This window comes from Agrobacterium sp. SUL3, from assembly GCF_001263295.1.
Taxonomy (GTDB): domain Bacteria; phylum Pseudomonadota; class Alphaproteobacteria; order Rhizobiales; family Rhizobiaceae; genus Agrobacterium; species Agrobacterium tomkonis.
In genome coordinates this window covers 247,471-262,279 of the sequence record NZ_KQ414501.1, presented here as the reverse complement: position 1 = coordinate 262,279, position 14,809 = coordinate 247,471, and the positions used below count along the sequence as shown (strand labels likewise).

The following is a 14,809-nucleotide window of genomic DNA, read 5'->3' as shown; positions in this document are numbered from 1 at the left end:
GGCCCGTTGCCGTCAGCGCGGCGCATCCAGATTGTCGATCTTGCGCAGTTTCGAAAAACCGAGCGCCCAGATAACCGCGACAGCAAGCGTGCCTGCTCCACCAATGACGACGGCAGGCACCGCCCCGACGACATGCGCCATGGTGCCGGCACGGAATTCACCCAGCTCGTTCGATGCACCCACAAACACCATGTTCACCGCATTCACACGCCCGCGCACCTCATCCGGCGTCCAGAGCGCGATCAGGGTTTCCCGCACATAAACCGACACCATGTCCGATGCGCCCATGACCACCAATGCGGCAATGGACACCCACGCGGTTTCGGAGAGACCAAACACGACAGTAGAAATGCCGAAGAGGCCAACACCAATAAACATCAGCAGGCCGGCATGGTGGCGGATGGGCCTGAAGGCCAGAATGACCGCAACGGTAATTGCACCAATGCCGGGGGCGGCGCGCAACAACCCGAGACCCCATGGCCCGAGCGTCAGAACTTCCTTGGCGAAAATCGGCATCAGGGCGACTGCGCCGCCCAGCAGGACCGCGAAGAGGTCGAGCGAAATGGCGCCAAGGACGATTTTTTCCTGCGAAATGAATTTGAAGCCTGCCAGCATTGTTTCGAGGCTGATGGCTTTCGCCGGGCCGCGTTGTTCCGGCTTGCGGATTGTCACCGCCAGCGTCGCTGACACGATGAAGAGCATGAATGCCACAATGTAGGCGACGGAAGCGCCGAGACCATAAAGCAGACCACCCGCAACCGGGCCAAGAATGGATGCCATCTGCCAGGAAGAAGAATTCCACGCTATGGCGTTCGGCAAATCCTCGACGGGCACAAGATTGGGTGCCAGCGATTGAACCGCCGGCCCCATGAACGCCCGCTCAATTCCGAACACGACCAGAATGGCGAAAACCGGCCACGGAGAAAAGCTGTGCGTCAGCGTCAAACCAAGCAGGGCGGCGGCGCAGCCAGCCGCGACCACAAGGCAAACGGCCATGATACGCCTGCGATTGTGTCTATCGGCAACTGTTCCGGTAACGAGGATCAAAAGCAGCGACGGCAGAAACTGAAAAAGCCCGATCAGACCGAGATAAAAGGCGTTACCGGTCACCTCGTACATCTGCCAGCCGACTGAGACGCTGACAATCTGGATGGCGAAGGCTGAAAAAAAGCGGGCGCTGAAGAAGCGACGATAGGAACTATGCCGGAATGCACCGAAACGGTTTTCGGCAGAAGGCAGGGACATCGGCTGGGTGCTCTCGAGAGAATATGAGACGTTTGCAATAGAGCGATATCACAAGAATCGCCAGCCCTATTGGCGCAACACTTGCCCGTTCACCAGCGAATGTCTAAATGTCTTGCAACCAAGATACGGAGATATTGATGCTTGCCCTGTTTCAGACCATCGATCTGGCTTTGAACCTCTACACGTGGGTGCTGATCGCCAGCGCCATTTTTTCCTGGCTGTATGCCTTCAACGTCATCAATTCCCGCAACCAGTTTGTGAATGCCATCGGCAGCTTCCTGGTCAATGTCACGGAACCGGCCCTGCGCCCCATCCGCCGCATTCTGCCCAATCTCGGCGGCATCGACATTTCGCCGATCATCCTGCTGCTGATCATCTTCTTCATCCGCTCCTTCATGTGGAACACGCTTTATCCGATGACCGTTTGAGTGGCTGCTGGCAGAAACACGATGGTCATGTCCGCCTGTCCGTTCGCCTGACACCGGGCGGCGGGCGGGATGCGATTGACGGTGTGGAGCAGCATGCGGACGGACGCGCCTATGTGAAAGCCCGCGTCAGTGCCGTGCCGGAAGACGGCAAGGCGAACAAGGCCCTGATTGTTTTGCTGGCAAAAAAACTCAGGCTGCCCAAATCGTCCATCACCATCATTTCAGGCGAAACAGCGCGCAAAAAAATCCTCCGGATCGACACCGACCCGGAGGATTTCGAAAAGCTCTTTAAAAAGCTGATGGGTTAAGCCGATCAGCCCTGCGCCTTGTAGCGCTCAATGGCTTCGACGATCAGCTTCTTGGCAACGTCGACATCCTGCCAGCCGCCCATCTTCACCCACTTGCCGGGCTCCAGATCCTTGTAGTGCTCGAAGAAGTGCTCGATCTGCTTCAGCGTGATTTCCGGCAGGTCGGTGTAGTTGTGAACCTTGTCGTAACGGCGCGTCAGCTTCGGAGCCGGAACAGCGAGGATTTTCTCGTCCTTGCCGCCATCATCTTCCATGATCATCACGCCGATGGGACGGACGTTGATAACACAGCCGGGAACCAGCGGGCGGGTGTTGCAGATGAGAACGTCGATCGGGTCGCCATCGTCGGACAGCGTGTGCGGCACGAAGCCATAGTTACCCGGATAGGTCATCGGCGTGTAGAGGAAGCGATCAACGATCAGCGCACCGGCGTCTTTGTCCATCTCGTACTTGATCGGATGGCCACCGACCGGCACCTCAACGATAACATTCACGTCATCCGGCGGGTTCTTGCCTATGGAAATTGCATCGATACGCATTCGCTTCCCTCAATTCGACGGGTTGGATTTGGTTTTCGATACTGGGAAAGTCGCCGCATTGCAACATGGCTTTGAGCGGATTAGGCAGAATGCGGGATTTGAGGTTATCGCGATTACGCATGGCGACGGGAAAAACCACGCCAATACGCAATCCATCCGCAGCTTTTGTCAGTTCCAGACGAAACCAACCTTGCGTAACGACTTGCCGCCGAAATCTTCCATGCCTTCGGCAATGTCTCGGCCGCCGTGCGAACGGAAGAACCGATTGGCGACGTCACTGTCTTCGAGGCACCAGACGACGATGCCATTGCAGCCGAGCGATGTCAGCAGCCTGCGGGCCTCCGTAAACAGCAGCGAGCCGAGCCCGATGCCCTGATATTCCGGCCGCAGATAAAGTTCGTAAATCTCGCCGTCATGCGGCAGCCCACGCGCCCGGCTGAGGCCCAGCGTCGCATATCCGGCAACCACACCGGCCACTTCCACCACCAGCATGGTGGCGGAGCCTCTGGTCGCCTTCTTCCACCAGATTTCGCCGCGGCGTTCCAGCATCTGCGTCAACGGCCGGTGCGGGATCAGCCCCGCATAGGCCTGTTGCCACGACAGACGGTGCGCTTCGGAGATGGCGCGCGCATCATGCGGCTCGGCACGGCGAACATCGATGGATAACGTTTTCATAACGCGATTCTGGCCCCGGCCACGGAAACTTGCCAGTCATAAAGGTTAACACCGGCAAGCTTACCCACAGCCTATTCATGTGGACGACCAGCAAAAATTAACGCATCCTTAACCTTTGACACAAGCACCTTTCGACTCATGCACACATAAAAACGAATGCATAAAAAAACCCGGCTCGAAGCCGGGTTCTTTCAAATTCGTCACGACAAGTCGCAATCAGACAGCAAGCTTGGCCTTTTCGAAACGCTTGCGGTCGTTGGCATCGAGGAACATCTTGCGCAGACGGATGGACTTCGGCGTCACTTCCATCAGCTCGTCTTCCTGGATCCAGGAAAGAGCGCGATCGAGCGTCATGCGGATCGGCGGGGTCAGCTTGACGGCTTCATCCTTGCCGGCGGCGCGAATGTTGGTCAGCTGCTTGCCCTTCAGCACGTTCACTTCGAGATCGTTGTCGCGCGTGTGAATGCCGATGATCATGCCAGCATAAACCTTCTCACCCGGCTCGATGATCATCGGGCCGCGATCTTCAAGGTTGAACATGGCGTAAGCGACGGCTTCGCCCGAACCATTCGACAGCAGAACGCCGTTGACGCGACCAGCGATCTGGCCCTTGAAGGGCTGATAGTCATGGAACAGACGGTTCATGATCGCCGTGCCGCGCGTGTCGGTCAAAAGTTCAGACTGGTAGCCGATCAGGCCACGGGTCGGGGCGTAGAACTTCAGGCGAACGCGATTGCCGCCGGAAGGACGAAGCTCGGCCATTTCAGCCTTGCGCTCGGACATCTTCTGAACGACGACGCCGGAATGCTCTTCATCAACGTCGATCACGACTTCTTCGATCGGCTCCAGCAGGGTGCCGTTCTCATCCTTGTGCATCACAACGCGCGGACGCGACACAGCAAGCTCGAAGCCTTCGCGGCGCATGGTTTCGATCAGAACGGCCAGCTGCAATTCGCCACGGCCGGACACGAAGAACGAATCCTTGCCTTCGGCTTCTTCAATCTTCAGCGCAACGTTGCCTTCGGCTTCCTTGAACAGGCGGTCGCGGATAACGCGGCTCGTAACCTTGTCACCTTCGGTGCCGGCAAGCGGGCTGTCGTTGACGATGAAGGACATGGTAACGGTTGGCGGATCGATCGGCTGCGCGGTCATCGCCTCGGTGACGGAGGGATCACAGAAGGTGTCTGCGACAGTGCCCTTGGAAAGGCCGGCGATCGCAACGATGTCGCCCGCATGAGCCTCATCGATCGCGGTGCGCTCGATACCGCGGAATGCGAGAATCTTGGAAATACGACCGGTTTCGATCGTCTTGCCGTCCTGGCCGAGCACCTTCACGGCCTGGTTCGGCTTGATCGAACCGGAGGCGATACGACCGGTGATGATACGGCCGAGGAAAGGGTTGGCTTCAAGGATCGTGCCGATAAGACGGAACGGGCCTTCTTCGACCTTGGGCTCCGGAACATGCTCGAGAACCAGGTCGAGCAAGGGTGCAAGACCCTGATCCTTCGGACCTTCCGGGTTGACGTTCATCCAGCCGTCACGGCCGGAACCGTAAAGGATCGGGAAGTCGAGCTGCTCGTCGGTGGCGTCGAGGTTCGCGAAAAGGTCGAACACTTCGTTGATGACTTCTTCATGACGGCCATCCGGACGGTCGATCTTGTTGATCGCGACGATCGGGCGAAGACCAACCTTCAGCGCCTTGCTGACCACGAACTTGGTCTGCGGCATCGGGCCTTCGGACGAATCGACCAGAACGATCGCGCCATCCACCATCGACAGGATACGCTCGACTTCACCGCCGAAGTCGGCGTGGCCGGGGGTGTCGACGATGTTGATGCGAACACCCTTCCACTCCACCGAGGTCGCCTTGGCGAGAATGGTGATGCCACGTTCCTTTTCGAGATCGTTGCTGTCCATCACACGCTCGGCGACGCGCTGGTTGTCGCGGAACGAGCCGGACTGCTTCAGAAGCTCGTCCACGAGCGTCGTTTTTCCATGGTCAACGTGCGCGATGATCGCGATGTTGCGAAGTGCCATTGTTCAAAATCTCTGAGGTTGGGCGCTACTATCGTGAGATGCGCCAATTTAGTTTGGCGCGCTCATAACCTTTTTTTTGCAAATGCGAAAGGGGGGGCTTGTCATAAGCCCCCTGCGCTCCGGTTCTAGCTCAGAAATATGACAGTCTTTTATAGCGTACTCTTATACGAGGCCGCGCTTCAACAGCATGGCGTCCGGGCTAGGCATCTTGCCGCGGAAGGCAAGATAGGCCTCCTCCGGATCGATGGAACCGCCGACAGAATAGATATTGTCCTTCAGCCGGCGCGCCATCTCACCATCAAAGGCATTGCCGGTTTCCTCAAAAGCGGAAAACGCATCGGCATCCAGCACCTCCGACCACATGTAGGAATAATAACCGGCGGAATAACCGTCACCGGAGAACACATGCTGGAAATGCGGCGTCGCATGCCGCATGACGATGGATTTCGGCATGTTGAGCGCGGAAAGCACCTCACCCTGCACGGCCATTGGATCACCGACGCTGTCGCGGGTGTGAAACGCCATGTCGACAATGGCCGAAGAAGTAAATTCCACCGTGCTGAAACCGGCATTGAAGGTCTGCGCGGCCAGAACCTTGTCCAGCAGCGCTTTCGGCATCGGCGCACCGGTTTCATAATGCAGGGCATATTTTTCCAGGATTTCCGGAACCGTCAGCCAATGTTCGTAAAGCTGCGACGGCAATTCGACGAAATCGCGCGAGACACCCGTTCCGGACACGGAAGGGTAGGTAACATCAGACAACATGCCATGCAGCGCGTGGCCGAATTCATGAAACAGCGTGCGTGCATCGTCGAGCGAGAGCAGCGCCGGTTTTCCCTCGGCCGGTTTCGCGAAATTGCAGACATTGTAGATGATCGGTATTTCGCCAACGGTGCCGTTCTTCAACGGCAGCTTGTGCTGTGACTGGAACGAACTCATCCACGCGCCGGAACGCTTGGAAGGACGGGCGAAATAATCGCCGAGGAACATGGCTTTCAGATCGCCCTGTTCATCGCGGATTTCGAAAACCCGCACATCCGGATGGTAGGCGGCAACGCCCTTTGCTTCCACGGCGCGAATTCCGAAGAGCCGGTTGGCCACATCGAAGCAGGCCTCGATGATCTTTTCCAGTTGCAGATAGGGTTTCAACTCAGTCTCGGAGAAGCTGAATTTCCGTGTCCGCAGCTTTTCTGCATAATGCCGCCAGTCCCATGGCAAAACCTCGTGGTTCCTGCCTTCCTCGGCAATGATGGCGGCAAGCTCGGCCTCTTCTTCAGCGGCGCGAAGAACTGCCTTTTCCCAGACCTGACCGAGAAGGCCGTTCACGGCGTCGGGCGTTTTTGCCATTGTGTCGTCGAGCTTATAGGCGGCAAAATTCGCGTAACCGAGAAGCTTTGCCTTCTCCTCACGCAGTTCGAGTGTGCGATGGACGATCTCGCGATTGTCGGTCTCGCCACCGTTTTCACCCCGCGCCGCCCAGGCCTTGAAGGCTTGTTCGCGCAAATCCCGGCGCTCGGAAAAGGTCAGAAAAGGCTCGATGATCGAGCGGGAAAGGGTAACGGCGAATTTCCCGTCTTCGCCATGCTCGCGGGCAGCACCCGCCATCGCATCGCGCAGAAAGCCGGGAATGCCGGCAAGCTCCTCTTCCGTGGCAAGTAGCAGTTTCCAGCTCTTTTCATCCGCCAGCACATTCTGCCCGAAGCTGGCGCCAAGACCGGCAAGCTCCTCGTTGATGGTCGCCAGCCGTTCCTGCCGGTCCTTCTGCAACTTGGCGCCGGAGCGCACGAAACCCTTCCAGTGGCGTTCGAGAACACGCTTTTCCTCGCCCGTCAGCCCAAGCGAATCGCGCTTCTCCCACAACGTATCGATACGCTTGAACAGGGCCTCATTCATGCCGATCTTCGAATAGTGCCGCGACATTTTCGGTGCGATTTCCCGCTCCAGTGCCTGAATGGCGCCATTGGTATGCGCCCCCGCCTTGTTCCAGAACAGGGCTGAAATGCGCGAAAGTTCGTCGCCTGCTATTTCGAGCGCGGTCACGGTGTTTTCAAACGTCGGCGCCTGAGCATTGCCGGCAATCGCATCGATTTCCTGTTCATGCGACAGAAGGGCAGCTTCGAAGGCCGGAGCGAAATCCTCATCCTTGACCGCATCGAATTTCGGCAGACCGTTGTGACCGTTCCAGGTAACGAGTGCGGGATAAAGCGCGGTCTTGGATGGCATTTCATCTTCCTTGTACAATTCCGGTTTAAACCCATATGGGCACGCCTCCACCGCCAATTCAATATCCGGAATTTGGTGTGGAATACGCCAATGTCTGCACGGCAAAGTATTGACCGGAGCCACGGCGACATGATCTGGTTTATTGAAATAATATCCCATGATGGAGATATGTATTATGGAGATTTATTCTTTAAGGTCCTCTAATAATTTCCTTTTCAGGGACAATTCCAGAAATGCCAGATCCGTGGGCAATACCGATTTCGGCAAGGCGGCCAAATCCGATGCAGGTGCAGCCTTCGAGGAGACGGTGAAACGCATCGATTTCACCCGCATCAGCCCGCGCGAATTGCGCGAAATCGCCCGGGAATATTACGATGCGGGGAAAATCGGCCACGATACCTGGCTTGAGCTTTCCTCCGAACTGCCGGTGCAGACGCTGAACGCCAAGGGTGAGGTAATCGACATATCCGACGTGACCGATGATACGGATTTCGACTTCCTGTCGTATTTTTCCGACCGGGCCGAAATCGCCAGCTCCATCGGCACGGCGGAAGAGGCGCAAAAAATGCAGGACGTCCTGTCTTTTTTTGCTTTGGCGTAACGATCTTCGACTATCTTTTTGAGCATATAGCAACCGAACTGACACATACTTTACTCGATTTTCGACAATATGATTTGTGTACCATTGATTATCGCCCGGAATTTAGTAAGGCTGACTTACGAAAAGGCGAAGCATGGGCACGAAACGCGAAAAAGATTCATTGGCATTTTTGCTGAACAGCGGCGCGCGTCTGCTGAACAGTGCATTTGAGCGCCGCATTTCCGAAGCCGGACTGGGCTTGACCCCCGGCGAGGCAAGAGCATTGCTGACGGTTGCCGTCGTTGATGGCAGTAAACAATCTGACATCGCCGCCCGCCTCGGCATTGAGCCCATGACGATCTGCGCCTATCTCGACAAGCTGCAATCGCTTGACCTCATCGAGCGCCAGCAGGACCCGCAGGACAGACGTTCCAAGCGCATCGTGTTGACGAAAACATCTGCCGACATGCTTGAAGCCGTGCGGCAGGAAATCGACCAGCTGGTTCGTCACGCCACCCAGGGTCTGAACGAGGAAGAAGTTGCGCTCTTCCGCAGCTTCCTGCAGACACTTCGTAACAATCTGCAGCCGGAACAGCCGAGCCAGAACAGCTGATCGCAATGCCGCCAGAAACGATCATGTCCAGAAAGCGTACGGCAATACTGGGTGCGTTACTGACGGCGCTGGCGCCCATTTCCATGGCGATCTATACACCTGCCATGCCGGAGCTGACACGGGTTTTCGCCACCACCGAGCCCGCCGTCAAACTCAGCCTGTCGCTTTATTTTGCCGGTTTCGCCATCGCCCAGTTGATAGCCGGACCGGCATCCGACGCTTTTGGACGGCGAAAGGCCAGCCTGTTCTTTCTTTCAATCTTTCTCGGCGGCGGGCTGCTTGCCGTTTTTGCACCGACGATTGAAGTCCTGCTCGTCGCACGGCTGGTACAGGGCATCGGCGCCTCCGTCGGCATGACAGTGGCGCGCGCGGTGGTCCGCGACCAGTTCACCGGCGCTGACGCCTCCAGCATCATGAACCTCATCGGCATCATGCTGGCCGTCGGCCCGGCCATGGGACCAACAATCGGCGGGCTATCCCTTGCAGCCTTCGGCTGGCAATCGGTGTTTTTCCTCATGGCCGGTCTCGGGGCCATCGCCATCTTTTCGGTCGTGGTCTTTCTGCGCGAAACGACAGTCCCGGACAGAAACCTGATCCGCCCCCGCCGTCTCCTGTCTGCCTATGGCACATTGCTCACACAGCCACGTTTTCTTCTTGCCGCACTCGTGCTCGGCGGTTCCATCGGCGCGCTTTATGCGCAGGCCACCATGCTGACCTTCATTCTCATCAATGAAGTCGGCATGACCCCCACCGCATTCGGCATCGGCATGCTGATGCAAACCGGCGCCTATTTCTTCGGCTCCATCGCCCTGCGTTATATCGCGCCGCGATTGGGTGACCGCCGTTCGGTCATACTTGGTCTCTGTTTTTCGGCAACAGGCGGTCTCCTCATCCTGCTGTCGGTATTCCTGATACCGCCATCCTTCCTTTCGATCATGGGACCCGTGGCGGTCGCAACAGTCGGCATAGCCTTGCTGACGCCATCCATGGTGACGGCGGCCCTTGCACCGTTCCCGCATATTGCCGGTTCGGCCTCGGCGATGATGGGCTTCATCCAGATGGGATCGGGTTTTGCGGGTGGTGCGGCAGCCTCGCTCATCGGCTCACCTTTGACCGGCTTCGGCATCATCATTCCGGTGATGGAATTCACCGCCGTCGCCAGCTATATCGGCTTCCGCATCGTCTCCAGAAGAGAGACATGAAAAAACCCGCCGGCGTCGCAGCCAGCGGGTTTCATTATTTCCACGACAGCAGAATTATTTGCCGAGGTTACGCTTGGCGAGCGTGCGAAGACGCAGTGCATTGAGCTTGATGAAGCCTGCCGCATCCTTCTGGTCGTAAGCGCCGTGGTCGTCCTCGAAGGTCACCAGCGCGTCGGAATAGAGCGACTTTTCGCTCTCGCGGCCGGTTACCATGACATTGCCCTTGTAGAGCTTCAGCGTCACTTCGCCTTCCACATGTTCCTGGCTCTTGTCGATCAGCGCCTGAAGCATTTCACGCTCCGGCGAGAACCAGAAGCCGTAGTAGATGAGTTCAGCGTAACGCGGCATCAGATCGTCCTTGAGATGCGCTGCACCCCGGTCGAGCGTGATGGATTCGATGGCGCGATGTGCGGCAAGCAGGATCGTGCCGCCGGGCGTTTCATAAACGCCGCGCGACTTCATGCCGACGAAACGGTTCTCGACCAGATCAAGACGGCCGATGCCGTTTTCGCGGCCGTAATTGTTGAGCGTGGCGAGAAGCGTCGCGGGCGACATTTCAACGCCGTTGATGGAGCAGGCATCGCCCTTGCGGAAACCGACCTTGATGACGGTTGCCTTGTCCGGCGCCGCTTCCGGGGAAATGGTGCGCATATGCACATATTCAGGCGCTTCCCGTGCCGGGTCTTCCAGAACCTTGCCCTCGGAAGAGGAGTGCAGCAGGTTGGCGTCAACCGAGAAAGGCGCTTCGCCCTTCTTGTCCTTGGCGACCGGGATCTGGTTCTGTTCGGCGAATTCCAGAAGATCGGTACGGCTCTTGAACGCCCAGTCGCGCCACGGCGCAATGATCTTGATGTCGGGGTTCAGCGCATAGGCCGAAAGCTCGAAACGGACCTGGTCGTTACCCTTGCCGGTGGCGCCATGGGCAATGGCGTCAGCGCCGGTCTTCTTGGCGATCTCGATCAGGTGCTTGGAAATCAGCGGACGGGCAATCGAGGTGCCGAGCAGATAGACGCCTTCATAAACGGCGTTGGCGCGAAACATCGGGAATACGAAATCGCGCACGAATTCTTCGCGGACGTCCTCGATGAAGATTTCCTTGATGCCCAGCATCTCGGCCTTCTTGCGCGCCGGCTCAAGCTCTTCGCCCTGGCCGAGATCGGCAGTGAAGGTCACGACTTCAGCGCCGAGTTCCGTCTGAAGCCATTTCAGGATGATCGAGGTGTCGAGACCGCCGGAATAGGCGAGAACGACTTTCTTAACGTCTTTCGGAAGTGCCATAGTGATGTCCATCTGCATGATGACGGCATCCGGGCACCGCCATTTCCTTGGGATTTCGGCACTTTTACAGTGCAACCCGAAATGTGTGAAGCGCTTTTCCGTGAGATAAGCGACAAAACAATTGATGGGGGCGTCTGGCGACGGGTGATGACAGGCCGCGCCGCTGGGAACGAAGCGATTGTCACATGCATTTAGAAAATTCGCGCTTTATCATGAAGCGGCGCGATCGACTTGAAGACCGTGAATGAAGCCACTCAGGTTCAGGCAACGTTGCAAACCGCTGGAAACAGCAGAAACGACGCGAAGGAGAAACCTATGACGACCATCCACCCTGCATTCAAGGAAGATAATGTCGCTGTCATAACAGGTGCGGCATCCGGCATCGGACTTGCCGCCGCCCGCAAATTCGCAAGCTTCGGCATGAGTGTCGTGCTCGTCGATCTCGACGGTGAAAAGCTCGCCGCAGCGCATGCGGATATTCTGAACGTCGCCAAGAACGGTGAAGCGCAGATCGTCACCATCCCGACCGACGTATCGAAACTTGATGAGCTGGAGGCGCTGGAACGCGCCGTCATTCAGCGTTTCGGACGCATCCACGTCCTCATGAACAATGCCGGCATCCAGCCCGGCAGCGCCATTTTCGGACCACAGGCCAATTGGGAAAAAGTCATTAACGTCAATCTGATGGGGGTGGTGAACGGCAGCCGCGTCTTTGGCCAGGGCATGGTTGCCCATGGCGAGGCGTCGCTCATCATCAATACCGGCTCGAAGCAGGGCATCACCACGCCGCCCGGGGATCCGGCCTATAACGTCTCCAAATCGGGTGTCAAAACCTTCACGGAGGCACTTCAGCACGAATTGCGCAATATTCCCAACGGCGCGGTTTCTGCCCACCTGCTGATCCCCGGTTTCGTCTTCACCGGCCTGACCGCCAATGGCAGGACGGAAAAGCCGCAGGGCGCATGGACCGGCGAGCAGACAGTCGATTTCATGATCGAGAGTATCAGCCGGGGCGATTTCTACATTCTCTGCCCGGATGGCGAAGTGGACCGCCCGACGGACGAGAAACGCATTCTCTGGGCGGCGCAGGACATCGTCCAGAACCGCCCGCCGCTGTCGCGCTGGCACACGGAATATTCCGCCGCCTTCACCAGCTTCCTGAAAAACTGAATGTTCTCGGCCGCCGCGATTTGAAAATTGCGGCGGCTTTCTAATTGATCAGCTGCTTTCGCGCCAACGCACCGGCGCGCAAAAACATTGGCAGGAACACGAAATCGCGTTAAGCAACGGCAATCTCCAGATTTCATGGGTGCCGCGATGGATTTCGTTCCGAGCCTGCCAACACTTATCGCCTTCACCATCGCCATTCTGCTTCTGGCGGTGACGCCGGGGCCTGACATGACGCTGTGGATCAGCCGGTCGCTGCGCGAGGGCCGGACAGCGGGTTTCATGACGCTTCTGGGAACCAATATCGGCATCACGGTGCACACGATGCTGGTCGCTTTCGGGGTCGCCGCCCTCATTGTCGCCTCGCCGACGGCCTTCATGATCCTGAAGACCGGCGGGGCCGCCTATCTGGTCTGGCTCGCCATTCAGGCGATCCGCAAGGGCTCGGATTTCGTGATGGTCAAGACCACCGGCGAGAAAGCCCAGTCCTCCCTGAAATCGGCGCTCCTGAACGGCATCTGGGTCAATCTCCTGAACCCGAAGATCATCATCTTCTTCATGACCTTCCTGCCGCAATTCGTCAGCGCGTCCGATCCGCATGTCACCGGCAAGCTTATTTTCCTAGGGCTCTGGTCGATCATCGTGGCGCTGCCGATCGGCATCGGCATCGTGATTGCCGCAGATGTTCTCTCCGCCTGGCTGCAACGCAACCGGAAGGTTCTGCGCGGACTGGATTACACGATCGCCGGCGTCTTTTCGCTTTTCGCCGTCAAGATTTTCTTCACGCAGACGCGCTGAGCGCAAATAAAAAAGGCGCCCGAAGGCGCCTTTGGGAATGATCAGCCGATCAAAAGCTCGTCGTCATCCAGTTTCTGGCCGCGTATCTTGCGGAACATGTCGATCAAATCCTCGACTTCCAGGTCCTTGCGGCTGTCACCGGACACGTCGAGTACAATTTCACCGGCATGCAGCATGATCGTGCGGGTACCATAATCCAGCGCCTGACGCATGGAATGCGTGACCATCAGCGTTGTCAGCTTGCGCTCCGACACCACCTTACGGGTCAATTCCATCACGAACTCCGCCATGCCGGGATCGAGTGCTGCCGTATGTTCGTCGAGCAGCAGCACATCCGAACCGGAAAGCGTCGCCATGACAAGCGACACTGCCTGTCTTTGCCCGCCGGACAACAGGTCCATGCGATCCTTCAGTCGGTTTTCGAGACCGAGATTGAGCGAGGCGATACGTTCTCTAAAGAAATCCCGCCTGCCGCGTCCAAGCGCCGACAACAACCCGCGACGCTCGCCGCGCGACGCCGCCAATGCCAGATTTTCTTCGATGGTGAGTGCGCCGCAACTGCCCGCAAGCGGGTCCTGAAACACGCGTGCCACCCGACCGGCCCGGCTGGCGGTCGGCTTACGGGTAACGTCGGCACCACCAATCATCACCTTGCCCGCCGTCGGCAGCACGTCGCCGGCCAAGACGCCGAGAAGCGTGGATTTGCCGGCGCCATTGGAACCGATGACAGTGACGAAGGAGCCATCCTCGATGGTGAGATCGATCTTGGCCAGCGCCTGCTTTTGCAACGGCGTGCCACGTCCGAAGACGACCTGAATATCGGAAAGGGAAATCACGATGTTGCTCCCCCGCGGCGCAGTCGGGGCAGGATCAATGCAATGGCCACCAATACCGCCGTTACGAAATTGAGATCGGACGCCTTGAGACCGAGCACATCGCTCGACAAAGCGAGCTGGATGGCAAGACGATAGGCAATGGAGCCGAAGACACAGCCGATGAGCGCGATCAGAATGCCGCGTGCGCCAAACAGCGTCTCACCGATGATGACGGCCGCAAGCCCGACAACGATGGTGCCGACACCGGAGGTCACATCGGCAAAGCCGTTGGTCTGTGCAAACAGCGCACCGCCGAGTGCAACCAGCGCATTCGAAAGCGCCATGCCGAGATAGATCTGGTTGCCGGTCTTCACGCCCTGCGCCCGCGCCATCCGCGCATTGGCCCCCGTCGCCCGCATGGCAAGGCCCGCATCGCTTTCAAGAAAACGCCAGACGAGAATGACCGCGATCAGCACCAGCGCGCCGACGAAGAGCGGCCGCACCAGATATTCGGAAAGGCCGAGGCCGTAAAACGGCGATACCATCGTATCCTGATTGAGCAGCGCCACATTAGGCTTTCCCATCACCCGCAGATTGACGGAAAACAGCGCGATCATCGTCAGGATCGAAGCAAGCAGGTTGAGGATTTTGAAACGAACGTTGAGCGTTGCGGTGACCATGCCCGCAGCGGCACCGGCAACCATCGCAACCGCCGTCGCCACCCAGGCATTCAGACCGGCGATGATCAGCACGGCGGCAACGGCAGCGCCAAGCGGAAACGAACCGTCCACGGTCAGGTCAGGAAAATCTAGCACCCGGAAAGCGAGATAGACGCCAATCGCCACAAAAGCGAAGACCAGTCCCAGCTCCACGGCACCCCAGAAGGCGATTTGGCTCACGG

At 57.9% G+C, this 14,809-nt stretch carries 15 protein-coding genes; 7 read left to right on the top strand and 8 right to left on the bottom strand.

Going from position 1 to position 14,809, the window contains the following annotated elements; all coding sequences use genetic code 11:
- Positions 1-12: 12 nt before the first annotated feature.
- Positions 13-1,245, bottom strand: a complete 1,233-nt coding sequence (locus AKG12_RS10585) for an MFS transporter (RefSeq protein WP_052818740.1) — start codon at positions 1,243-1,245, stop codon at positions 13-15.
- 137 nt (positions 1,246-1,382) lie between these two features.
- On the opposite strand from AKG12_RS10585, the gene AKG12_RS30710 reads away from it, so the two are divergent.
- On the top strand, positions 1,383-1,673 hold the full coding sequence (locus AKG12_RS30710) for a YggT family protein (RefSeq protein ID WP_003492418.1): 291 nt from the start codon (positions 1,383-1,385) through the stop codon (positions 1,671-1,673).
- Positions 1,670-1,981, top strand: a complete 312-nt coding sequence (locus AKG12_RS30705; protein ID WP_052818739.1) for a DUF167 domain-containing protein — start codon at positions 1,670-1,672, stop codon at positions 1,979-1,981. The genes AKG12_RS30710 and AKG12_RS30705 overlap by 4 nt, the downstream gene beginning before the upstream one ends.
- A gap of 5 nt (positions 1,982-1,986) precedes the next feature.
- On the opposite strand, the gene ppa is transcribed toward AKG12_RS30705, so the two are convergent.
- The 4 genes from ppa to AKG12_RS10555 all read right to left on the bottom strand — a co-directional run bounded on the left by ppa (position 1,987) and on the right by AKG12_RS10555 (position 7,455).
- Positions 1,987-2,520 carry an inorganic diphosphatase gene (ppa, locus tag AKG12_RS10570; protein ID WP_003492422.1) on the bottom strand — a complete coding sequence of 178 codons (534 nt, stop codon included), beginning with the start codon at positions 2,518-2,520 and terminating at the stop codon, positions 1,987-1,989.
- Between the two features lie 168 nt (positions 2,521-2,688).
- On the bottom strand, positions 2,689-3,195 hold the full coding sequence (locus tag AKG12_RS10565; RefSeq protein WP_006310825.1) for a GNAT family N-acetyltransferase: 507 nt from the start codon (positions 3,193-3,195) through the stop codon (positions 2,689-2,691).
- Between the two features lie 216 nt (positions 3,196-3,411).
- Positions 3,412-5,232: a translational GTPase TypA gene (typA, locus tag AKG12_RS10560; protein ID WP_046799559.1), complete on the bottom strand. Its 1,821-nt coding sequence runs from the start codon at positions 5,230-5,232 to the stop codon at positions 3,412-3,414.
- Positions 5,233-5,394: 162 nt separating this feature from the next.
- Positions 5,395-7,455: a M3 family metallopeptidase gene (locus AKG12_RS10555; RefSeq protein WP_052818738.1), complete on the bottom strand. Its 2,061-nt coding sequence runs from the start codon at positions 7,453-7,455 to the stop codon at positions 5,395-5,397.
- 244 nt (positions 7,456-7,699) lie between these two features.
- Between AKG12_RS10555 and AKG12_RS10550 the strand changes: the two genes are divergently transcribed.
- From AKG12_RS10550 to AKG12_RS10540, 3 genes are all read left to right on the top strand, one after another.
- Positions 7,700-8,056 carry a hypothetical protein gene (locus AKG12_RS10550; RefSeq protein WP_285277733.1) on the top strand — a complete coding sequence of 119 codons (357 nt, stop codon included), beginning with the start codon at positions 7,700-7,702 and terminating at the stop codon, positions 8,054-8,056.
- A 133-nt stretch (positions 8,057-8,189) separates the two neighbouring features.
- Complete coding sequence (locus tag AKG12_RS10545) at positions 8,190-8,648, top strand: MarR family winged helix-turn-helix transcriptional regulator (RefSeq protein WP_046799562.1); 459 nt, start codon at positions 8,190-8,192, stop codon at positions 8,646-8,648.
- Positions 8,649-8,653: 5 nt separating this feature from the next.
- Complete coding sequence (locus AKG12_RS10540; RefSeq protein ID WP_197283314.1) at positions 8,654-9,850, top strand: multidrug effflux MFS transporter; 1,197 nt, start codon at positions 8,654-8,656, stop codon at positions 9,848-9,850.
- A gap of 54 nt (positions 9,851-9,904) precedes the next feature.
- On the opposite strand, the gene AKG12_RS10535 is transcribed toward AKG12_RS10540, so the two are convergent.
- Positions 9,905-11,128 carry an argininosuccinate synthase gene (locus AKG12_RS10535; RefSeq protein WP_052818839.1) on the bottom strand — a complete coding sequence of 408 codons (1,224 nt, stop codon included), beginning with the start codon at positions 11,126-11,128 and terminating at the stop codon, positions 9,905-9,907.
- 315 nt (positions 11,129-11,443) lie between these two features.
- Here AKG12_RS10535 and AKG12_RS10530 point away from each other — a divergent pair, with 315 nt between their 5' ends.
- On the top strand, positions 11,444-12,298 hold the full coding sequence (locus tag AKG12_RS10530) for an SDR family NAD(P)-dependent oxidoreductase (protein WP_052818736.1): 855 nt from the start codon (positions 11,444-11,446) through the stop codon (positions 12,296-12,298).
- A 147-nt stretch (positions 12,299-12,445) separates the two neighbouring features.
- Positions 12,446-13,093: a LysE family translocator gene (locus tag AKG12_RS10525; protein WP_046799756.1), complete on the top strand. Its 648-nt coding sequence runs from the start codon at positions 12,446-12,448 to the stop codon at positions 13,091-13,093.
- A 41-nt stretch (positions 13,094-13,134) separates the two neighbouring features.
- On the opposite strand, the gene AKG12_RS10520 is transcribed toward AKG12_RS10525, so the two are convergent.
- Both AKG12_RS10520 and AKG12_RS10515 read right to left on the bottom strand, forming a co-directional pair.
- Positions 13,135-13,929, bottom strand: a complete 795-nt coding sequence (locus AKG12_RS10520; protein WP_046799564.1) for an ABC transporter ATP-binding protein — start codon at positions 13,927-13,929, stop codon at positions 13,135-13,137.
- Positions 13,926-14,807: an ABC transporter permease gene (locus AKG12_RS10515; protein WP_046799565.1), complete on the bottom strand. Its 882-nt coding sequence runs from the start codon at positions 14,805-14,807 to the stop codon at positions 13,926-13,928. Before AKG12_RS10515 ends, AKG12_RS10520 begins: the two co-directional genes overlap by 4 nt.
- Positions 14,808-14,809 lie beyond the last annotated feature (2 nt).

What these genes read in the sequence shown, in the direction of transcription:
- AKG12_RS10585 (WP_052818740.1), bottom strand. Translation starts at nt 1,245, where the DNA reads ATGTCCCTGCCTTCTGCCGAAAACCGTTTCGGTGCATTCCGGCATAGT.
- AKG12_RS30710 (WP_003492418.1), top strand. Translation starts at nt 1,383, where the DNA reads ATGCTTGCCCTGTTTCAGACCATCGATCTGGCTTTGAACCTCTACACG.
- ppa (WP_003492422.1), bottom strand. Translation starts at nt 2,520, where the DNA reads ATGCGTATCGATGCAATTTCCATAGGCAAGAACCCGCCGGATGACGTG.
- AKG12_RS10565 (WP_006310825.1), bottom strand. Translation starts at nt 3,195, where the DNA reads ATGAAAACGTTATCCATCGATGTTCGCCGTGCCGAGCCGCATGATGCG.
- typA (WP_046799559.1), bottom strand. Translation starts at nt 5,232, where the DNA reads ATGGCACTTCGCAACATCGCGATCATCGCGCACGTTGACCATGGAAAA.
- AKG12_RS10555 (WP_052818738.1), bottom strand. Translation starts at nt 7,455, where the DNA reads ATGCCATCCAAGACCGCGCTTTATCCCGCACTCGTTACCTGGAACGGT.
- AKG12_RS10545 (WP_046799562.1), top strand. Translation starts at nt 8,190, where the DNA reads ATGGGCACGAAACGCGAAAAAGATTCATTGGCATTTTTGCTGAACAGC.
- AKG12_RS10540 (WP_197283314.1), top strand. Translation starts at nt 8,654, where the DNA reads ATGCCGCCAGAAACGATCATGTCCAGAAAGCGTACGGCAATACTGGGT.
- AKG12_RS10535 (WP_052818839.1), bottom strand. Translation starts at nt 11,128, where the DNA reads ATGGCACTTCCGAAAGACGTTAAGAAAGTCGTTCTCGCCTATTCCGGC.
- AKG12_RS10530 (WP_052818736.1), top strand. Translation starts at nt 11,444, where the DNA reads ATGACGACCATCCACCCTGCATTCAAGGAAGATAATGTCGCTGTCATA.
- AKG12_RS10525 (WP_046799756.1), top strand. Translation starts at nt 12,446, where the DNA reads ATGGATTTCGTTCCGAGCCTGCCAACACTTATCGCCTTCACCATCGCC.